Origin of the sequence: Photorhabdus asymbiotica (assembly GCF_003634575.1) — a bacterium.
GTDB classification, from domain to species: Bacteria; Pseudomonadota; Gammaproteobacteria; order Enterobacterales; family Enterobacteriaceae; genus Photorhabdus; species Photorhabdus asymbiotica.
The window spans coordinates 664,797-686,382 of record NZ_RBLJ01000002.1; the positions used below are offsets into that span (position 1 = coordinate 664,797).

The window sequence follows — 21,586 nt, forward strand, 5'->3', positions numbered from 1 at the left end:
GAGTGATCGTAAGAACGCTTTGCTGAGTTTCCAGTCCTATTTTATGTGATAACCATCAAGTTAAATTCCGCTGAAAAACATTTATTCCAGCACTTTGATAATGAGATTGTGTTTTATATTTAAAATAAATCTGATAAAACAAAGGAATAAGAAAAATCTTATCGAATACTAACAAGTGTTTGGCTATGCCTTGAAATAGTCAGAAGTATTTTTACCGTATGAAAAGTGTTTCATGAAAAAGAGATCTACCTCACAATAAACAGCAAGCGCCAGATCATGATCAAAGGGTAATATTTTTGGCAAACTATTCAATTCACAAAAATTTGATTAGAGGAGTCTGTAGTTTATATCTGTATATTGATACGATGAGATGAATAAAACCATTATATACCTGTTATCTTTCAAGTTGCCTCTTTGTTGGCTGCACTCACTCACCCCGGTCACATAGTTATCTATGCTCCCGGGGATTCGTTCACTTGCCGCCGCGCTGCAACTCGAAATTTATTGGGTATAAATTCAATTTATTAAATTAATATATTAGCGCACTATGAATAGCGCGCTTCAAAAAGATGTTTACTACTATTTTACGAATCTGCCCATCATTATCATCAATAGCAAATTCATTACATTAAACTTTATTACTGATTTACCGCTGCAAATGTTTCAGCAATACGCGCAACATTATGGTAATTAACGCCAGCCATGCAGACTCGGCCACTACCGACTAGATAAACAGCAAACTCTTCACGCAAGCGATCCACCTGTTTCTGACTAAAACCGGTATAGCTGAACATACCGCGCTGTTTCAGCAAATATTCAAAGTTTTTCTCTGGTAATTCAGTTCTCAAGGTATCCACCAGCACTGTGCGCATTTCCAAAATACGCAAGCGCATACGCTCAACTTCTTCCAACCACTGCGCTTTCAACGCTGAATCAGTCAACACCTTAGCGACAACCAGTGCACCAAAATTCGGTGGGCTAGAGTAGACACGACGTACACCGGCTTTCAACTGCCCCAATACTCGCTCTTTAATCTGCTCATCATCGCAAATGACAGACAAGCCCCCCACGCGCTCACCATACATAGAAAATATCTTGGAGAAAGAATTACTCACCAGACAAGGCAATCCGGCTGTCGCCATTGCACGAATGGCATAAGCATCTTTTTCCATACCATCAGCAAGCCCTTGATAAGCAATATCAAGGAATGGCAGTAATTCTCTCTCCTTAACAATCTGAACAACCTGATCCCATTGATCATAGGTCAAGTCAGATCCTGTTGGATTATGGCAACAAGGGTGCATCACAATAATGCTTTTTGCCGGTAATTTCCCGAATGTTTCCAGCATTTCACTGAATTTTACCCCTTTGGTCTGTGTATCAAAATAAGGGTAATAGTTCACCTTAATACCAGCACCAGCAAAAATAGCAGCATGGTTTTCCCAAGTTGGATCACTACACCACACTTCTGAATCAGGGAAATAACGACGCAAAAAATCAGCACCAATTTTAAGGGCACCAGAACCGCCAAGTGTTTGAATTATTGCCACTTTTTTCTGTTTCAACACCGAATGCTCTTTACCAAATAACAGTTCCTGAACCGCAAGACGATATGATTCCAATCCTTCCATTGGCAGATAAAGAGAGGCTGTCTGTGATAACGCTCTAAGTTGTTCTTCTGCGGTAGCCACCGCCTGCAATTGCGGAGTCACACCCTGCTCATCGTAATAAAGCCCGATGCTCAGATTAATTTTTTCCGCACGAGGATCTTTTTTAAATTCTTCTGCCAGCGAAAGAATAGGATCACCAGCATAAGCATCAACATTCTGGAACATCAGGCTCTACTCCTTATCAGTGAGTTATTTAATAAACAATTATACCCTTCATCTTTCAAGTTGCTGCTTTGTTGGCTGCTTTCACTTACCCCAGTCACATCGTTATCTATGCTCCTGGGGATTCGTTCACTTGCCGCCACGCTGCAACTTGAAATCTATTAGGTATAACCTACAAAATCATTCGTCCAAGTATTCCATTACCACTCTGGAAGTGAGTTTGGTCACCAACTCATAAGTGATGATACCGGTGCATTCAGCAATCCGTTCCACTGGCAGCACATCTCCCCAGAGAACCGCTTCATCACCGACTTTATCTGCCGCATCTGGTCCCAAATCAACGGAGATCATATCCATCGAGACACGACCAGCAATCGGCACTTCACGGCCATTAATATATATTGGTGTTCCTGAAGGAGCACAGCGCGGATAACCATCACCATAGCCAATAGCCACAACCCCAAGACAGGTATCACGTTCACTGATCCAAGTTCCACCATAGCCAACCGCCTCGCCAGCTTTATGCTTACGAACAGCAATTAAGCTCGACTTTAAGGTCATCGCCGGCATCAGGTTAAAATCCGCCGCCGTTTTATCGGATAATGGCGATACACCATACATCATCAGCCCAGGACGCACCCAATCTTGATGGACTTCCGGCCACAACAGGATACCTCCCGATGCATCAATAGATTTTTCTCCCGGTTTATCAGCACAGAAAGCCTGAAAACAGGCAATCTGCTGGCAAGTTGTGTCTAATGTTGGTTCATCAGCCCTGCCAAAATGGCTGACAATATTGACCGGCTGCTGTACATTTTTACAACGACTTAACCGTTGGTAAAATTCTTCGGCATCTTCCGGCCTTACACCTAAACGATGCATCCCGCTATCCAGTTTCATCCATACTTTTACCGGATGAGATAACTTAGCCTGCTCCAGTGCTTCCAACTGTTCAATGCTGTGAACTACAGTTTCAATATGGTTAGCAACCAGTACTGGCAGATCAGCTGCATCAAAGCATCCTTCCAATAACAGAATCGGTTTGACAATACCACCATGACGCAACGTCAATGCTTCACCAATTCGCGCTACACCGAAACAATCGGCGTCATCCAGCGTATGTGCTGTTTCCAGTAAACCATGGCCATAAGCGTTTGCTTTCACAACTGCAATCAGATTGCTTTTAGGGGCGATCTCCCTTACCCGTTGCAGGTTATGTCGCAGAGCGCGGCGGTCAATAACTGCGGTTGCCGCTTTCATTTTATTCCTTAATCTATTAATTCTTTGGTGGTTAATACTTATTCGTCGTCATAACTTGGTCCGGCATAGTTATCAAACCGCGACCATTGACCATTAAACGTCAGGCGAACTGTACCAATTGGACCGTTACGCTGCTTACCAAGAATGATTTCAGCTACACCTTTCATGTCGCTGCTCTCATGGTAAACCTCGTCACGATAGATGAACATAATTAGGTCGGCATCCTGTTCAATAGAGCCGGATTCACGTAAATCAGAGTTAACAGGGCGCTTATCTGCCCGCTGTTCAAGGCTACGATTGAGCTGAGAAAGTGCAACCACCGGCACCTGGAGCTCTTTAGCCAACGCCTTCAATGAACGGGAAATCTCTGCAATTTCCAAAGTACGGTTATCAGATAAAGACGGCACCCGCATTAATTGCAGGTAGTCGATCATGATGAGACTCAATCCACCATTTTCACGAAAAACACGCCGGGCGCGGGAACGGACTTCGGTAGGTGTCAGGCCAGACGAATCATCAATATACATATTGCGTTTTTCCAGCAATATCCCCATCGTACTGGAAATCCGCGCCCAATCCTCATCATCAAGCTGGCCGGTGCGGATACGAGTTTGATCCACTCGTGAAAGGGATGCCAACATACGCATCATGATCTGGTTGCCGGGCATCTCAAGGCTGAAGATCAAAACTGGCTTATCTTGCATCATGGCTGCGTTTTCACACAGGTTCATAGCGAAAGTGGTTTTACCCATAGAAGGACGAGCAGCCACGATAATCAGATCGGACTTCTGCAATCCCGCGGTTTTCTTATCCAAATCCTGATAGCCGGTAGAAACACCGGTTACGCCATCATGAGGACGCTGGTAGAGTTGCTCAATACGTTCCACCGTTTCCTCAAGAATACGTTCTATTCCTTTTGGTCCTTCATCTTTGCTGGCACGATTTTCCGCAATCTGGAATACCTTCGATTCAGCCAGATCCAATAACTCCTCGCTGCTCCTTCCCTGTGGATCATAACCTGCATCGGCAATTTCATTTGCAACGGCAATCATATCGCGGACAACAGCACGTTCACGGACAATATCTGCATAAGCATTAATGTTAGCCGCACTTGGCGTATTTTTTGATAACTCGGCCAGATAAGCAAAACCACCTACATTGCCCAAATCACCACTTTGTTCAAGAGATTCAGATAACGTAATCAGATCGATTGGGTTACCCATCTCCAGCAATCGCTGCATTTCAGAAAAAATGCGCCGGTGTGGACGACTGAAAAAATCATTGCTAGTAACACGTTCGGATACATTATCCCAGCGTTCATTATCTAGCATTAAACCGCCTAGCACGGACTGCTCTGCTTCCAAAGAGTGTGGCGGAAGCTTCAGTCCTTCCATTTGGCGATCTTTTGGTTCGACCGCTTTGTTGTGAGTTGATTTTTTTCCCGCCATGAATCCCGCAATAATCTACTGATAAATCTGCAACAGCACATGAGTATACGCTATGAAGTGCCTTGAGTAATTACATATAGTTTGTAATTATTTCTGACACATTCGAAAGCCCATTTACAATGAATTGAACTACTACGTGCACACATTCCCCTTACATTGATGAGGTTGAGTCATGGCAAAACATATCGAATTTTCCGCAACTGGTGGCCCTGAAATCCTAAGATATAGTGAATTCACACCTGTAGATCCTGCTAATAATGAAGTACAAGTAGAAAATAGGGCTATTGGAATCAACTATATCGATACCTATATTCGTAATGGACTCTATCCACCTGCGCAATTACCAAGCGGTTTAGGTACTGAAGCCGCAGGCGTAGTTACCAAAGTCGGCTCTACTGTCACTTCCATAAAAGTTGGTGACCGTGTAGCTTATGCACAATCAACTTTAGGTGCTTACAGTGAAGTGCATAATGTCGCGGAAAATCAAGTCGTTGTTCTGCCTGATACCATCTCCTTCGAGCAGGCTGCTGCTTCTTTTCTAAAAGGATTAACGGTTTATTATCTTCTACGCCGTACCTACAAAATTCAGCCAGGAGAAATCTTTTTGTTTCATGCCGCTGCTGGTGGCGTTGGGCTCATTGCCTGCCAATGGGCAAAAACTTTAGGTGCAAAACTTATTGGAACAGTTGGCTCTGATGAGAAAGCCCAACTCGCTAAAAATGCCGGGGCGTGGCAGGTAATTAACTATAACCGTGAAAATATTGTCGAACGAGTTCATGAAATTACCCATGGTGAGAAAGTCGGTGTAGTTTATGATTCGGTGGGTAAATCTACCTGGTTGGATTCACTGGATTGCTTGAAACGTCACGGATTGATGGTCAGCTTTGGTAATGCATCCGGGCCTGTTACTGGTGTCGATTTAGGAATTTTAAATCAAAAAGGTTCATTGTTTGTTACCCGCCCTTCTATCGCTGGCTATATTTCAACACGCGAAGAATTGGATGAGGCGAGTAAAGCACTGTTCGCTCTGATTGCCAGCGGCAAAATTAACGTGGATGTACCAGAAAATCAGAAATTCCCGCTAAGTGAAGCAACAAAAGCACATCAGATTCTAGAAAGCCGGGCAACGCAAGGGTCTTGTTTACTGATCCCTTAACGGTAAAATGAGCGGGTTATTAACTAAGCCAGCAAGTCTAATATACTCGTTATCTTTCAAGTTGCCTTTTGTAACTGCACTCACTCACCCCGGTCACATAGTTATCTATTTTCCCGGGGATTCGCTCCCTTGCCGTTGCGCTGCAACTCGAAATCTATTGGGTATATGGATATCTATTTTTGTCCGATAATGAAAAACTAACTCGAAAAAACAGATTAAAGCACAGTAAAAAATCACGCAATACCCATAAATATTTTAGTGCTCAATTCTCATATATGACTGTACCTTTAACAGTAAAATGAGCGGATATTACATCCGCTCTGTTACCATAGCCAACGCCTGTTCTACAACGGAAATATCGGCACCCGGTTTGTGAGCATTCTCACTCAGATGACGGCGCCATTGACGCGCTCCCGGAATCCCCTGAAAGATACCTAAAATATGGCGAGTAATATGCCCCAAATATGTCCCCTGTGAAAGCGCTTGCTCTATATAAGGATAAAGCGCTCTAATTACCGCAACGGTATCAACTACCGGAATTACAGCATCAAATAATTCATGATCAACTTGGGCCAAAATAGCCGGATTCTGGTATGCCTCACGTCCAATCATAACCCCATCCACATATTGCAGATGCTGTTTCGCTTCTTCCAGCGATTTAATACCACCGTTAATAGCAATCGTTAATTGCGGAAAATCTTTTTTCAGTTGATAAACCCGTGGGTAATCCAGCGGCGGGATCTCGCGGTTTTCTTTTGGACTCAGACCAGAAAGCCAGGCTTTGCGGGCATGAATGGTAAATATATTGCAACCACTGTGTTGTACAACAGTATCAATAAAATCGCACAGGAATTCATAACTGTCCTGTTCATCAATACCGATACGGGTTTTAACAGTTACCGGCACATTGACCACATCTTGCATTGCCTTGACGCAATCAGCGACCAATTTAGCTTCTCCCATCAAACAAGCACCAAAACGACCATTTTGTACCCGGTCTGAAGGACAACCCACATTCAGGTTAATTTCATCATAACCACGTTCCTGAGCAATTTTAGCGCAATGCGCTAATGCCTGCGGATCACTGCCACCCAATTGCAATGCTAGAGGATGTTCTTCTTCGTTATATGCCAGATAGTTACCTTTACCATGAATAATCGCGCCAGTTGTTACCATTTCGGTATATAGCAGAGTTTGTTTACTTAACAAACGATGGAAATAACGGCAATGACGGTCCGTCCAGTCGAGCATCGGGGCAACAGAGAAGCGACCTGGCCATAACTTATTGGAAATATTGGTTTCTTTGTTATTTGCAATTTCTTTATTTTCGTACATTTTTACTAATTTTACTCTCTCAATCTCCCAAATATCACAGGGAATCAAACACGGAAATAGTGGTAATATCACTTATTATACCCTATGGATTTCAAGATGCATCGCAACGGCAAGGGAGCGAATCCCCGGGAGCATAGATAACTCTGTGACCGAAGTGAGTGCAGCTAACAAAGAGGCAACTTGAAAGATGACGGGTATATAACATAGGTGCTGATGATATTAGCAAACATCACTACACTAACACTGGCAAAGTTGAATTTTTGCTATGTAAAATAATAAAATATCATTTCAGATGTTTATCATCATATAATTAAATTAACATCATAAAAAAATCTTAATTATACATGTAAATATAATTAAATATTTACATGTATATTTCTCAATTAATCAAATATATTCATACTCAATTAGAGCCGATATCGTCATGCCCTTCTTCAAACTCCCATTGAATATTATATTTGTCTATAAAATAAAAATACCTGATCTTTCCTATAATCTTACAAGTTTCTTGTTTTAGATCAGTATTTTTTTCATCTTCCTCATTAAAGAACATGAACTCATCGCTCGTGATCTCATCTATCTTATATGCTTTATATAATGGTGATGGGTTTATCAATCTGACATCAGGAAAATTTTTTACGTGTTCAAAAACACTATCTATATTTTGTACTCTAAAACAAATATGCCCAACACCACCAATATCATTAGCCTCTTTTAACTCAACCCTTTTTATTCCAGTTGGATTGTGATATTCCATCAATTCAATAAAAACCCCGGTCCCAGGAATTTCCAGGAATGCTATTGATACATCTACCTGATCAGCGTTATCAATGAAGCCAGCCGCTTTTGAAAAACCACTATTTTTAAAATGAGGAAATAATTGCTTTGGTATAGCACCAAATAAATTCTTATATAAATCAATCGCTTCCTGAATATCATCTACGACGATATTAATATGACCTAATCCTTTGAAGTTTATCATTATTTTTTTCTCCGCTAGTTTATATCAACTTTCTGTTTATATAACGTACAATTTGGTTTGAAATAAGAGAATAAAAAATTATTAAAACAGAGTTAGTAACCATATTGGTTAAAGTAAGACTATATATTATATCAGAATACATTTCATTAAAAGCTAAATAATCAGTTATAGTTGTATATACCACAACAACTACTGCAAATGAGAGTATTGATGATGTTATAAAAGACAATTTTTTATTTCTGTAGAAATAGGAGAATATTATAGAATTTAAAACAAATGCCACGAATGAACCAAATATATTAGCAACAAATAAATTAGAAATTGGATTAAAAGTATTATAATAATCCATACTCTCCTTAAAAACATCAGGATAAGGCATGGAAATCACAATATTTGTGATCAAAATCATAATTAAATTAGTGATTGCCTCTAATGCTATAATGAGCAGGACCGTTTTTCTTGCATTAAAGCTGGAAAAAATATCTACGATGGAAAAACATAACATGTAAGTAACCGTGGAAGGGATTATTACATAATCACCAAAACTCACTAACCTGTAAGCGATCAAATGTGAAGTAATTGACAAACAAATAAATAATGAAGCAAAAAGAATATTATAAAACTCAGATCTATTTCTGGTTTCCAATCGATTATAAGCCATCTTTCTTTATTTCCATTTTAATATTATCCAAAAACTCTTTCTCTGTACAATTTCCATCATTGAACCATTTTAAGAAAATATCATAATAAGTAATATATTTTACTAGCAATAACTTGTCACTAGTTGCCAAATTATTATAATAGCTATCTACAAAGCTTCTTAATTCCATTGACGAATTTATATCATGCTTGTTAATATGGTAAGAAACAAAGAAGTTTCCTGAAAATAACTTTAAACTGTCAATCTTTACGTGCAAATTTTCTTCTCTCAATAAATCTTTCAAATAATAAAAATAATCAATTGCTCTGCGAAAAATCGACATTATAAATCCTCCATTCACAAATAGTATAGACATTTCTTTGATCATATAAATCTTTACTTTCCACAACCTTACAATAATCTTCTGTTATATATAGATATTCATTAAAAAATACAGATTCAATCTCGAATTCTTTTGAACAACAAACAGCTATCTTGTTCTTCTCAGTTTGTTTCGCAAAAGGTCTATTACCCAGGAATCGAGTTGTGAGCAAATATTGAGTATCTTCGCCTAATTCTTGTCCTCTGATGTATAATCCGAGAGAAAAATAGTTATCGATCAAAGGAACTCTATATATTTCAGGATTCCGAAAATTTCCCTTGCCACTAATCAACCATTCTGGATTTAAATTTAATCCTTCCGCGATCCTATTCGAGAGCTTTGATTCATCAAGATTATTTCTAATAATGTAGTTTAATGATTGTTGGGCCAATCGGCAACGCTTTGCGGCTTCCGCCTGAGAAATATCCAGCTTATATAGGACAAATTTCAATCTATCTGCAAGATTTTTCATATATTAACATTAACTTATTGATTTTTAATATTTTTATAGATTTATTCTTGATAAATCCTTTCCCTGTATATGGTCATATTTACAGCTAGTATTATGTAATGCCTTAATAGTTGCAGATTATAACTAACATTATGAAAAATTTATCTATTTTTTAGCAATTTATACGTTAATTTCTTCATGCAAATTACAAATTTGTTATTAAAATACAAAATACTTGTTGAAAATTCATGTGTGAGTAGTTACATTAAACTTATTAAGACCTTATAGACTTTGATTAAGTATATTTATCGGTTCCTTTTCGTATCATATTTATTTGAAATAGCTATATATTTTTAAACTCAAGGTTTATTACAGCTAAAAAAGAATCACCTTAGTTATACACAGATACCCAGTCTTACTGGCTATGGAAGTGAATTCACTGTACAAACACTTATATATAATTTTGGAGAATTATTGTGGACAAAAAAGATTGGCATCCAGCTGATATTATTGCCGCTTTAAAAAAGCAAGGAACAACCCTTTCAGCCGTATCTCGCAAAGCAGGGTTAGCATCATCCACATTGAGTAATGCATTGCACCGCCAATGGCCAAAAGGGGAAGCAATAATCGCAACAAAACTAGGGTTATCCCCTTCCGAAATATGGCCTTCTCGTTACCAAAAGAAAACCAATAGTGCGAATAGATTACTTTCAGAGGAAAGTATAGCGAGAAAAATAGAAATGAATCAGAATGTTTTTCACAATTTACATTATAGTGAAGAAAGAACTATTGATTCACGTAAATAAATTTAATCTATAACAGATAGCTGGCAATTAAAATTTAAGTTTTGTATCCCCCAAAGAACCATACCGTTAATTTTTGGGGGAAATTCAGCTTTTATTCTATACCTAATAGATTTCGAGTTGCAGCGCAACGGCAAGTGAACGCATCCCCAGGAACATAGATAACTATGTGACTGGGGTAAGTGAAAGCTGCCAACAAAGCAACAACTTGAAAAATGAAGGGGATATCACTCTGGCAGTTCAGGCCAATCAATGTCCATTTCCTGTGAAATATCTATCCGGTTAAGCATCACTCTATATTCCTTCCATGCCAATAAAGCCGTTCTTTCTTCTTCCGTGGCAATATCCAAATCGACGGCATCCTGTAATAATGCAATTTGATTTGTTGCCTCAATCATTAGTTGCTGTTTTTTAAGTTTAGCATGCTGCTGTAATTCTTCTTTTGTCGGTGGTGGAATATCCGCCCATTCTGGTAAGCCATTTTTACCCGCTATGCGATATTTACCTTCCGGAGCACTACTAGCCGCATATTCCTGATAAATATCGTTACTGACTTCAGTAATATCATCTGGCAATGAACCAGCAGCAATATAATTTTTCTTCAGTTCTATGGGATAGAATGCATTCTTTTTTGCGCTATAATAATACATAATTAATATCCTATCGCTATCCAAAAAAACGGGCTATTCCATTTGGCATTTACCCATGAATTAAACAATTCGAAAGATGAATCATCAATCAAATTTACGTATCCAATAGACGCCCCCAGAATACCGATTTTTTTCTGAATCGGATTAATAATTACGGAGTAATCCATACTGGAAAAACTAATTGGTAGCTGAATACGAGCCGCATGACCACCATGAATTACATCAGTTCGCCCCCATTGATAAATTACATCGGTATCCCCACATTTCCACCAACCATTAATAGCTTTACCGGCTGTGTTCTTATTGCCTTTAGTATTAATTTGTTTATCTATTTCTGATTTGGTGTACGTTCCTATATCCACTGCATCCAAATGTATATCTTCAGATAGCTCCTTGCTATTAATTTTACGAATATTAGGTACTCTGTTACTAATATTTTCATTCAACGAATTTACTATATCTTGGGCAAGTTTTTGCGTAATTGCCAATGTGTCACTATCACCCACCACATCAGTAAGTTGAATAACACCTTTTTGTGTCAATGAAGCATTTGGAATGTCTTTCTTGACTTTTTGCTCTAAGGCTGCATTTAATTGTGTAGAGAGTTTTACTATATCACCATCATCCAAAACATCATCACCACATTGTGTAGATATGAAATTAGCCACCACGGATGATATAATTGACGACTGACGTAAGACCTTATTTAATAAATCAATGGAAATAATATTTGGGGGTATTCCAGTATTAAGGTACTGACTTTCTTCATATTCTCCTTGAGAAACAACATTAGCATCTTGGTTAGCAGAAAAAGCTTTAAAATCATTTTTATTACTCATAAACTCTCCTTAAGGAAAAAACCAATACTTTCATTAAATAAGGTTCTGAGTTAATAGCTATTAAAACATATCACTTGTCATCGAATATAATTTTTAGATTGCATTTAAATCATAGTCTTTTTCTAATCAAGGATGATGAAAAATTTTAATAACCAAAAGTGATTAATTATTTTCTCACAGTTTATAAGAATTACAATGAACTATTGAAACAAAATATGCAGAGAATTTATTTAGCCCGATTATTTCCCATCCTTTTTATATCTCTTCCCATCAATTTTTCTATTTCATAAATAATATTCTGACATAAGCTAACCTGATAATCCAAGATAGAATAAAACAAACCAATATACCTTATTTTTCACTTTAAAATTCGCCTATTACAGCAAAGAAACCCTTATAACAACTGACTTTGCAAGCACATAAAAACATTATTAGTGCATTTATTAGCTTTAACTACCCAGAATACGTCTATTCTTAATATGTAGACAAATTCTATTGTCAATACTTATAAGCCTACTTTAAGTAAGGGAGAATTGTATGCCATCAAGAAGAGACGTCATGGTTGGAGGGTTAAGTCTTGCTGCTGCTGGTATCCTATCCACAGTATCCTCAGCCAATGCTGCAACTGCTAATATAAAACTGCAAGGAGCTTATAAAGCAAGTAGCACAGAAAAAGACCTTGATATCATTAATCTTTATGACTTAGAAGAAGACGCACGCAAATTGATTCCTGCTCCCCACTTTGGTTATATTAGCGGCGGTTCAGGTGATGAATGGACTTTACGCGAAAACACCAGAGCCTTTGATGATTACCAAATTATTCCACACTATCTCGCAGGAATAAAAGATCCTGACACAACAACCGAATTACTCGGTAGCAAAGTGGATATGCCTATTTTTATTCCCCCAATGGCGGCGCATGGACTGGCTCATACTACCGCAGAATTGGGAACAGCCAAAGGAGCTGCTAATGCTGGCACACTATTTACTGCACAAACACTTTCTAATTCATCTCTTGATGAGATAGCAAAGGTAAGTAAAGGTCCCAAATGGTTCCAAATTTATTTTACCAAGGATATGGGCATTAACCGTGAACTTATACACCGGGCTAAAGCTATGGGTGCCACTGCAATAGTATTTACGGTTGATTTAGAATGGAATGGTAACAGAGAGGCCGATAAACGTAATAAATTTGTCTTCCCAAATTCACTGCCGTTTCCTAACATCCCTAACGCTCCTGTCGGTGCAACATTAAAAGAGATCACTTCCATCTTTAAACGCGATCTTAATTTCAAAGATCTGGAATTCCTTGCCAAAGAATCGGGTCTTCCTATTATCGTAAAAGGTATTCAATCTGCCGAAAACGCGAAAGAGTGTGTTGACTACGGAGCCTCAGCCATTCAGGTATCTAATCATGGTGGCCGACAGTTGGATACTGTCCCGGCAGCAATCACTTCATTACCGGGCATTGTTGAAGCTGTTGGGTCTAAAATTCCAGTCTATTTAGATGGAGGTATCCGTCGCGGTGTTCATGTATTTAAAGCTCTCGCATTAGGTGCTAAAGCTGTCGCTATCGGCAGACCAATTTTGTATGGGCTCGCCTTAGGCGGAGCACCAGGCGTTACATCCGTTTTAAACCTACTTAAGGATGAGCTAAAACTTTGTATGAAACTGGCCGGATGCGCAGTTATTAAAGATATCGAGAGAAAATTTATCAGTTTGATTTAGTGCATTAGCTAACTGATAAAAAAACCCACCCCGTTTCATGTGAAACATGTAATTTCAGGAAACGGGGTAAATAACATTCCCTTTAGAAACAACGGATCTCATAATGAAAAAATTTTTTATCTCACTTGCTGCTACCCTTTTTACATTTGCAGTTCAAGCTACGGAATATGTCATTGATCCTAATCACACCAATGCCCGTTTTCAGATAGATCACTTTGCTACTACCACGAACCACGGCGGTTTTTATAATTTAGAAGGTAAGGTAGAATTTTCACCCGAAGAAAAAAGAGGTGTCGTCGATATATCCATTCCAATAAAAAATATCAATAGCGGTTCAGCATCATTTGATAACCATTTAAAAAGCGCTGATTTATTCGATGAAGAAAAATACCCAGTCATTCGTTTTGTTTCAACAAAGTGGAATTTCAAGGGAGATAAAGTTAAAAGTATTGACGGAAATCTCACATTAATGGGTCAAACACATCCTATTACTCTGAATGCAACAAAGTTCAATTGTTACCAAAGCCCAATTCTTAAGGCTGAAGTTTGTGGTGGAGATTTCCAAACTCAATTAGACCGTACTCAATGGGGAATGGATTACCAGGTTAAAAACGGCATTAGCAAACAAGTTGATTTATATATTCAAGTTGAAGCCGCAAAAAAATAATAAGTGATTATCTTCTGTATTAATTATTTATTTCCCCTTGAAGAAAACTTCAAGGGGAAATGTTTCATATAAATATTAATGAAGTACACGAGATACCAATGATTCATCAATATCTATTTCACAAACTCTCTGCTCTTCTATCTTACTACGTAAAACTTCCTCAACTAATGCAGAGAAACCGGTCATCATTTGCCGTTCCATAATAATACCTTTTGGTTCAGGCCATGGAAGTTTAGCAATTGGCCAATCACAATGTAATTTATAATAATTAAATTGTTCCAATCTCCCTTTAGTTTTATCAAAATCATTACTCCAGTAGGTATTTCCCAACCGAAAATTTGTATAAAAATCATCAAAACTACCGAAGATCTCATAAATATAATCAGCGGTTTTAAGCATATTTTCCCATGCCATTTCTTCGCTAATATAACCAGCACAAAAACAGTTACGACTTAAAACAATTGCAAGCCACAAATCGAATCCCCACACTAATGCAGGTGGATGTCCATTAACAGACCGAGAACATTTACGAATATAATCAGGTGTTACCTCAACTAATTTAGCAAGAACCTCAAACATTTTTCCGTCACTAAGAGCAACATCAACAGCAAAATGTTTCGAATGCACGCCATGCCATAAACCCGTTAGCATTTTCATATAACCTTCTTCATCAAGAATCCCCCAGTCGCTGTATAATTGGGATTGATGTTCTTGGGCTGCTGATAATGGTAACAGGTAATAACAATAATCATCATGGGCAACACGTGACTGTAAAGGATAATGTTCTAGAGTTTCACTCCAAAAACCTAGCCAATAGTCACTGACAATATTCAACCGTAATACCTGACGTTTTTCTTCTGGTAAAAGAGATAAACCTGCCTGTTGATAATAACGCCGTTGTTCCCATTCTGGACGTTTAACAATACGGTAAATAATAACAAAGAGTAATATTACTACCACTAATGCAACACTTCCTACTTTAGTTAAAAGTAAATAATCTTTATCTGGAACATATACATCGCCCATTATTGATAAGACAATTGCTACAGATAATATAATTCCCATACCCACTGCAATTACAAATAAAATATTAATGACTGTATATAAAAGACGGAGAAAAGGAGATTTTCTTTTCTCACAGAGAATGTTCTTTATTATCTGATAACCTTTAACAGGAAATTGTCTGTAATGAGGCTGATTTTGTAAAAGTTCTTTCGCCACAAATGATTCCTCTTCGGAAATTATCTGTCATACATGATAATTCTTATCTGCGTTATCACAAACTTCAAAAAAACATTATTTTTACCGCTAAGTATCAATTTAACCAAATTAACTCTATCAGGGGACAATCGCGAGCAATTTTTCTGGATAATATTTTCTATCGTAGAAACATGATAACATCACAATACTGTCATCATGCTGGTTGTAAGGGGCGCAATGGAACTAATTAATCAAAAAAAGTTACTGGAACAGGCTGAAACTATTTGTCAAGCCAGGGGAGTCCGTTTGACTCCACAACGGCTTGAAGTTTTACGTCTGATTTCAGAGCAACCCGGAGCAATCAGTGCTTATGATTTGCTGGATTTATTACGGGCAGCAGAGCCACAAGCCAAGCCTCCAACCATCTACCGAGCACTGGAATTTCTGCTAGAACAAGGATTTATTCATAAAATAGAATCCACCAACAGTTATGTACTGTGCCACCATATTGAACACCCAAGCCACACTTCAGCGATGTTTATTTGTGATCGCTGTGGTTCCGTTTCAGAACGGGATGGTGTCGCCATTGAATCTGCGATTCAACAATTAGCAAAAACTGCCGGATTCAACTTACGCCATACGGTAATTGAAGCACACGGATTATGTTCACCTTGTGAAGAGATTGAATCTTGCACTGAACGGGATGAATGCCAGCATGACCACAACATTCAGTTAAAAAAGAAATAAATAGCCAGTACTGAATGTTTTGTACAAATCAATCATCCAGCTGAAAAGACAACTGCAGAATCACGTTCAAGACAATCATAATGATGCATTCAAAACATGATTCTGCCGGAATACTGCAATTACCCAATTCCCAATAATCACCCAAAAACTGTGATTCAAATTACTATCAGAACCAGCCACCGCTACGAATCACTCCAACTGCCAATCCTTCGATTGTCAAATTTTTCTCACGTAAATCAATAACGATTGGCTTAAACTCCGGGTTTTCTGCCAGCAATTCAACTTTATTCCCAGTCTGTTTAAAACGTTTTACAGTTACTTCATCTTCAATACGGGCAACAATAACCTGCCCATTACGAACATCCTGTGTTTTATGAACAGCCAACAAATCACCATCCATGATCCCAATATCTTTCATGGACATTCCGCTGACTCTTAACAGAAAATCTGCACTGGGTTTAAATAGTGCAGGATCAACCTGATAATGACTTTCAATATGCTCCTGTGCCAGCAGTGGTTCACCGGCAGCAACACGACCAATCAACGGTAAACCAGATTCTTCAAGCAGCAAACGGATACCTCTGGATGCCCCGGCAACAATCTCTATCACCCCTTTACGAGCCAACGCCTTTAAATGCTCTTCAGCCGCATTCGGTGAACGAAAGCCAAGATGTGATGCAATTTCAGCACGCGTTGGCGGCATACCCGTTTGCGAAATGTGGTCACGCACTAAGTCATAAACTTGTTGCTGCCTTGCAGTAAGTGCTTTCATTTCGCCTCCTGTTTGTTTATACAGTCAAGCTGTGAGTATATACAGGTAAATAGCAATTTGGAACCTGTCAGGACGGAAAATCAGCTAATTGCAATACATTACTCAATTAGTAAACGAAACTAACTCATAAAAAACTGCCAAAGAATGACACTCCAGACAACTAATGCCAGAATAATCGTCAAAAAGACTGCCGCCGAACCCATATCCTTCGCCCGACCGGACAGCTCATGGAACTCACTGCCAATACGATCAACAATCGCCTCAATAGCGCTGTTCAGAATTTCCACAATCACCACCAACATGACTGAACCAATGAGTAAAATACGCTCAATTACGCTGATGTCGAGATAAAATGCAACGATCACAGCCAATACCGCTACGATTATTTCCTCCCGGAAAGCGGCTTCATGCTGCCATGCAGCCTTAATACCTTTCACCGAATATCTGGTTGCTTTAATGATACGGGTCAGTCCTACAGATTGATTTTTCATAAATTACTCACATCATGTATGAGGTTGTTTGACACTTTTCATATTTATTATTGTCTTAACTCAACAGATCTCAACACCTGTTTCTGTTATGCTTGCGACGTATTGCTAACGAGAGGCTTTATGTTATTTATGTCAGGTTGGCGTAAAATATATTATAATTTATTGAATTTACCACTAAAAATACTGGTAAAGAGCAAACTTATTCCTACAGATCCCATTACTGAATTGCGGCTCGATACGACACGCCCTATTCTGTACGTGCTGCCATATCACTCCAAAGCAGACTTACTGACATTACGTCAGCAATGTCTGGAGCAGGATCTGCCAGACCCTTTAAACCCACTTGAGATAGGAGACACCGAACTTCCCAGCTATGTCTTTATTGATAATGGCCCGCGTGTATTCCGCTATTACGCACCAAAGCAAGAATCTGTAAAAATTTTCCATGCTTATCTGGACCTGCATCGCAATAATCCAAATCTGGATATTCAGATGCTACCAGTTTCTGTCATGTTTGGCCGTTCACCCGGACGTGAAGGACAAAGCACCCCACATCTACGGCTGCTTAATGGTATCCAGAAATTCTTTGCCATTCTCTGGCTTGGCCGGGATAGTTTCGTTCGCTTTTCAAATACAGTATCTCTGCGTTATATGGCTACTGAGCATGGTACTGACAAGACGATTGCCCATAAACTAGCTCGTGTAGCACGGATGCACTATTCACGTCAGCGTTTGGCAGCAGTAGGTCCGCGTTTGCCAGTCCGTCAAGCTCTGTTTAATAAATTGCTAGCTTCGAAAGCAATAGAAAAAGCCGTCTCCGATGAAGTTCGTACCAAGAAAATCTCACATGAGAAAGCTCAACAGAATGCCATCAACATGATGGAAGAAATTGCCGCGGATTTCTCTTATGAAACTGTACGGCTGTCAGGACGTGTACTCGGTTGGACCTGGAACCGCCTGTACCAAGGGATTAACGTTCATAATGCTGAACGGGTCCGTCGCCTGGCACAAGATGGTCACGAACTGGTTTATGCTCCCTGCCATCGTAGCCATATGGATTATCTGCTGCTTTCCTATGTGCTCTATCATCAGGGCTTAGTGCCACCCCATATCGCCGCAGGTATTAACCTGAATTTCTGGCCAGCAGGGCCGATCTTCCGACGTTTAGGTGCATTTTTTATCCGTCGCACTTTCAAAGGCAATAAACTCTATGCCACGATATTCCGTGAATATTTGGGTGAGTTATTTGCACGCGGTTACTCTGTCGAATACTTTATGGAAGGTGGTCGTTCCCGGACGGGTCGTTTACTCGATCCCAAAACGGGTACGCTGACCATGACGTTACAAGCGCTGCTGAGAGGTGAATCACGCCCAATCACTATCATTCCGATTTATATCGGTTACGAACATGTGATGGAAGTTGCTACCTACGCCAAAGAGCTACGTGGTGCAACTAAAGAAAAAGAGGGCTTCTTCCAGATGATGCGCGGTTTACGTAAACTTCGTAATTTGGGGCAAGGCTATGTGAACTTTGGCGAACCTATCCCGCTGATCCAATACCTTAATCACCATGTTCCTGACTGGCGTGATTCTATTGATCCAATAGAATTCCAACGCCCAGAGTGGATTACCCCAGCAATCAGTAAACTGGCAGGGAAAATTATGGTGAACATCAACAATGCTGCGGCAGCTAACGCAATCAATCTGTGTACAACCGCCCTGCTTTCATCACGTCAGCGAGCACTTACTCGCGAACAACTGATTGAGCAACTGGACTGTTATATACAACTCATGCGCAATGCACCTTATGCTGCCGATGTCACGGTACCCAATAAAACCGCAGAAGAGTTGTTAGAACACGCTCTGCAAATGGATAAGTTCGAGGTAGACAAAGATAGTATGGGCGATATCATCATTCTGCCGCGTGACCGTGCAGTTTTGATGACCTACTACCGCAACAATATCCATCACTTATTGGTACTGCCATCGCTGATTGCCAGTATTGTTATTCATCATCGCCGTATTAACCGCGAAGAGTTGCTAAGCCAAGTAGCAATCATTTATCCACTGCTTAAAGCAGAGCTGTTTATGCGTTATGACAAAGCAGATCTACAAGAAGTGGTTGATACTCTGATTAATGAACTTACTCGCCAGTGTCTTATCTGCAACAAAGAGCAAGGTATGTTAGTGTTGAATCCAGCACGTATCCGCTCACTGCAATTACTCGCAGCAGGTGTTCGTGAAACACTACAACGTTATGCCATCACCCTTTCTTTACTGAATGCCAATCCGGAAATCAGCCGGGGTATGCTGGAAAAAGAGAGTCGAATGCTGGCACAGCGTCTGTCTGTATTACATGGCATTAACGCTCCTGAATTCTTCGATAAGGCAGTCTTTACAACTTCGGTAAATACACTACGTGAAGAAGGTTATATCAGTGATAGTGGCGATGTGATCACGGCCAATACTCAAGAGTTGTATCAGGTATTGAGTGAACTGATGTCACCAGAAATTCGCCTTACTATTGAAAGTGTCAGTTTACCAGCAGAGCACAACGATACTGAAGAAACGACCAAGACAGTGTAATTTTTTGGAATACTGGTGATAATGGGGTTTCCCATTATCACCAGATCTATACCCAATAGATTTCAAGATGCATCGCGACGGCAAGGGAGCGAATCCCCGGGAGCATAGATAACTATGTGACCGGGGTGAGTGAGTGCAGCCAACAAAGAGGCAACTTGAAAGATAACAGGTATATCAGACGTAACTGAAGAAGATACCCAGGAATAACACCAAACCAACATAGTTATTATTGAGGAATGCCTGGAAACAAAGTTCTCTTTCCCGTCCTGAAATCAGTTTCTGCTGATAAATAAATAAAGCACCAGCAAGCAATAGCGACCAATAATAGATGCCACCAAGGTTCATCATATAGCCCACCAGCACAAGAATCAGTAACATAGCTAATTGTAGTAAACCAATAATCAGCTTATCAAAGCGACCAAATAGGACCGCGGTAGACTTAATACCAATTTTTAGATCATCGTTACGATCGACCATTGCATACTGCGTATCATAAACAACTGACCACAAGATATTGGTCAGGAATAATAACCAGCATTCTAATGGTAAGGACTCACTAACCGCAGCAAATCCCATAGGAATAGACCAGCCATAAGCGGCCCCCAGTACAAACTGCGGAAGATTACTGAACCGTTTAACAAAGGGGTAAAACCAAGCCAAAGCCAACCCGGCAAATGACAGGTAGATAGTCATTTTATTGAGAGTCAGAACTAATCCGAAAGAAATCAGTACCAATACAACAAATAGGATCTTACTCTCTTTTTCACTGATAGCACCGCTAGGCAGAGGACGTGTCTTTGTACGTTCTACATAGCCATCGAATTTCCTATCAGCAAAATCATTGATTACACATCCTGCTGCACGCATCAGAAACACACCGGCAGTAAAGACCAATAATATGTGCATATTCGGGATACCTTTCCCTGCAATCCACAAAGCCCAAAACGTCGGCCATAACAACAATAATGAACCAATAGGTCTATCAATACGCACTAAACGGCAATAAGCCCACCATTTACTTTGCGCCATACTTCCCGCCACTTCTGCTTCTCCCCTTTATTTTAGATTTTACTGTTGTACACAGGTGATTCAGGTAAAAAGACTTCCGTTAATAATAATGGCTTGCCTGATAACCTCAGCAACGATCGCCTTGCCCAACGCTTTCCATGTTTCCCCTTCTGAATATAGTCCCGCGTTAATTTATTGCTACTAAAAAGATACCGCCCAAGTGGAACTGTTCCTAAATCAACCAATTTTTCATCGGGACCGGTTAATGTTGCCTCAGGAATTAATGTCCGACCTAATAGCCAAGGGATATTGTCACCATATAACACGGTCTCACGCAGCCAATATCTTTGGCTAATTGGTAAATGATCACTTTCATCAGAAATTTCTTCCTCGGTGATAAAACATTCTCTAAATGGTACAACATGAACATGGTCACAATATTGTTCAAAACGTCGGGTCATTGAACCCAATTCCATCAACCAATCTAAAATCTCATCAGGAAAATCAGACGAGCTCATCGAAAGCCATTGAATAGGCATTGTTGTTAGTATTGAGTCTGCTGACATACGCTTTTCCACTATGAACAAATTTCTTATTATTTGATTGTAT

Annotated in this window: 21 protein-coding genes; 6 read left to right on the top strand and 15 right to left on the bottom strand. The window is 39.5% G+C overall.

The window, feature by feature from the left end:
- Window positions 1-638: 638 nt before the first annotated feature.
- From BDD30_RS09825 to dnaB, 3 genes are all read right to left on the bottom strand, one after another.
- The gene (locus BDD30_RS09825; protein ID WP_015835992.1) at window positions 639-1,835 is read right to left on the bottom strand and encodes an amino acid aminotransferase; all 1,197 of its coding nucleotides are present in this window, start codon (window positions 1,833-1,835) and stop codon (window positions 639-641) included.
- Between the two features lie 177 nt (window positions 1,836-2,012).
- Window positions 2,013-3,092 (bottom strand): alanine racemase, encoded by a 1,080-nt coding sequence (gene alr, locus BDD30_RS09830; protein ID WP_015835993.1) that lies wholly within the window; start codon window positions 3,090-3,092, stop codon window positions 2,013-2,015.
- Between the two features lie 38 nt (window positions 3,093-3,130).
- On the bottom strand, window positions 3,131-4,540 hold the full coding sequence (dnaB, locus tag BDD30_RS09835) for a replicative DNA helicase (protein ID WP_015835994.1): 1,410 nt from the start codon (window positions 4,538-4,540) through the stop codon (window positions 3,131-3,133).
- 172 nt (window positions 4,541-4,712) lie between these two features.
- Between dnaB and BDD30_RS09840 the strand changes: the two genes are divergently transcribed.
- Window positions 4,713-5,696, top strand: a complete 984-nt coding sequence (locus BDD30_RS09840; RefSeq protein WP_015835995.1) for a quinone oxidoreductase — start codon at window positions 4,713-4,715, stop codon at window positions 5,694-5,696.
- A gap of 309 nt (window positions 5,697-6,005) precedes the next feature.
- Here the strand turns inward: BDD30_RS09840 and dusA are convergent, their stop codons facing one another.
- From dusA to BDD30_RS09870, 5 genes are all read right to left on the bottom strand, one after another.
- A complete protein-coding gene (gene dusA / locus BDD30_RS09850; RefSeq protein ID WP_015835996.1) occupies window positions 6,006-7,031 on the bottom strand; it encodes a tRNA dihydrouridine(20/20a) synthase DusA in 1,026 nt (341 codons plus the stop codon).
- A gap of 403 nt (window positions 7,032-7,434) precedes the next feature.
- Window positions 7,435-8,013 carry a VOC family protein gene (locus BDD30_RS09855; RefSeq protein ID WP_015835997.1) on the bottom strand — a complete coding sequence of 193 codons (579 nt, stop codon included), beginning with the start codon at window positions 8,011-8,013 and terminating at the stop codon, window positions 7,435-7,437.
- A gap of 19 nt (window positions 8,014-8,032) precedes the next feature.
- Window positions 8,033-8,674, bottom strand: coding sequence for a VUT family protein (locus BDD30_RS09860; protein WP_015835998.1), 642 nt, complete (start codon window positions 8,672-8,674; stop codon window positions 8,033-8,035).
- On the bottom strand, window positions 8,664-8,996 hold the full coding sequence (locus BDD30_RS09865) for a hypothetical protein (RefSeq protein ID WP_041382491.1): 333 nt from the start codon (window positions 8,994-8,996) through the stop codon (window positions 8,664-8,666). Before BDD30_RS09865 ends, BDD30_RS09860 begins: the two co-directional genes overlap by 11 nt.
- Window positions 8,971-9,507 carry a helix-turn-helix domain-containing protein gene (locus BDD30_RS09870; RefSeq protein WP_015835999.1) on the bottom strand — a complete coding sequence of 179 codons (537 nt, stop codon included), beginning with the start codon at window positions 9,505-9,507 and terminating at the stop codon, window positions 8,971-8,973. Before BDD30_RS09870 ends, BDD30_RS09865 begins: the two co-directional genes overlap by 26 nt.
- 455 nt (window positions 9,508-9,962) lie before the next feature.
- Here BDD30_RS09870 and BDD30_RS09875 point away from each other — a divergent pair, with 455 nt between their 5' ends.
- Complete coding sequence (locus BDD30_RS09875) at window positions 9,963-10,292, top strand: helix-turn-helix domain-containing protein (protein WP_015836000.1); 330 nt, start codon at window positions 9,963-9,965, stop codon at window positions 10,290-10,292.
- Window positions 10,293-10,516: 224 nt separating this feature from the next.
- Here BDD30_RS09875 and BDD30_RS09880 read toward each other — a convergent pair whose 3' ends face one another.
- Window positions 10,517-10,939 carry a tail fiber assembly protein gene (locus tag BDD30_RS09880; RefSeq protein WP_015836001.1) on the bottom strand — a complete coding sequence of 141 codons (423 nt, stop codon included), beginning with the start codon at window positions 10,937-10,939 and terminating at the stop codon, window positions 10,517-10,519.
- 2 nt (window positions 10,940-10,941) lie between these two features.
- Window positions 10,942-11,778 (bottom strand): gp53-like domain-containing protein, encoded by an 837-nt coding sequence (locus BDD30_RS09885; RefSeq protein ID WP_015836002.1) that lies wholly within the window; start codon window positions 11,776-11,778, stop codon window positions 10,942-10,944.
- A gap of 537 nt (window positions 11,779-12,315) precedes the next feature.
- Here BDD30_RS09885 and BDD30_RS09890 point away from each other — a divergent pair.
- Entirely contained in the window at window positions 12,316-13,506 is a 1,191-nt protein-coding gene (locus BDD30_RS09890) for a lactate oxidase (protein ID WP_015836003.1), read from the top strand.
- Window positions 13,507-13,609: 103 nt separating this feature from the next.
- Window positions 13,610-14,173: a YceI family protein gene (locus BDD30_RS09895; protein WP_015836004.1), complete on the top strand. Its 564-nt coding sequence runs from the start codon at window positions 13,610-13,612 to the stop codon at window positions 14,171-14,173.
- Window positions 14,174-14,248: 75 nt separating this feature from the next.
- On the opposite strand, the gene BDD30_RS09900 is transcribed toward BDD30_RS09895, so the two are convergent.
- Window positions 14,249-15,394 (bottom strand): DUF1266 domain-containing protein, encoded by a 1,146-nt coding sequence (locus BDD30_RS09900; protein ID WP_015836005.1) that lies wholly within the window; start codon window positions 15,392-15,394, stop codon window positions 14,249-14,251.
- 216 nt (window positions 15,395-15,610) lie between these two features.
- Between BDD30_RS09900 and zur the strand changes: the two genes are divergently transcribed.
- Window positions 15,611-16,120: a zinc uptake transcriptional repressor Zur gene (zur, locus tag BDD30_RS09905; protein WP_015836006.1), complete on the top strand. Its 510-nt coding sequence runs from the start codon at window positions 15,611-15,613 to the stop codon at window positions 16,118-16,120.
- A 166-nt stretch (window positions 16,121-16,286) separates the two neighbouring features.
- On the opposite strand, the gene lexA is transcribed toward zur, so the two are convergent.
- Together lexA and BDD30_RS09915 are read right to left on the bottom strand one after the other, a co-directional pair.
- The gene (lexA, locus tag BDD30_RS09910) at window positions 16,287-16,892 is read right to left on the bottom strand and encodes a transcriptional repressor LexA (RefSeq protein ID WP_015836008.1); all 606 of its coding nucleotides are present in this window, start codon (window positions 16,890-16,892) and stop codon (window positions 16,287-16,289) included.
- 119 nt (window positions 16,893-17,011) lie between these two features.
- Window positions 17,012-17,383, bottom strand: a complete 372-nt coding sequence (locus BDD30_RS09915) for a diacylglycerol kinase (protein ID WP_015836009.1) — start codon at window positions 17,381-17,383, stop codon at window positions 17,012-17,014.
- 129 nt (window positions 17,384-17,512) lie between these two features.
- Here BDD30_RS09915 and plsB point away from each other — a divergent pair, with 129 nt between their 5' ends.
- Window positions 17,513-19,969 (top strand): glycerol-3-phosphate 1-O-acyltransferase PlsB, encoded by a 2,457-nt coding sequence (gene plsB / locus BDD30_RS09920; protein WP_015836010.1) that lies wholly within the window; start codon window positions 17,513-17,515, stop codon window positions 19,967-19,969.
- Window positions 19,970-20,143: 174 nt separating this feature from the next.
- Here plsB and ubiA read toward each other — a convergent pair whose 3' ends face one another.
- Entirely contained in the window at window positions 20,144-20,998 is an 855-nt protein-coding gene (gene ubiA / locus BDD30_RS09925; RefSeq protein WP_041383015.1) for a 4-hydroxybenzoate octaprenyltransferase, read from the bottom strand.
- Window positions 20,999-21,030: 32 nt separating this feature from the next.
- Window positions 21,031-21,543 (bottom strand): chorismate lyase, encoded by a 513-nt coding sequence (gene ubiC / locus BDD30_RS09930; RefSeq protein ID WP_041382494.1) that lies wholly within the window; start codon window positions 21,541-21,543, stop codon window positions 21,031-21,033.
- Window positions 21,544-21,586: the final 43 nt, after the last annotated feature.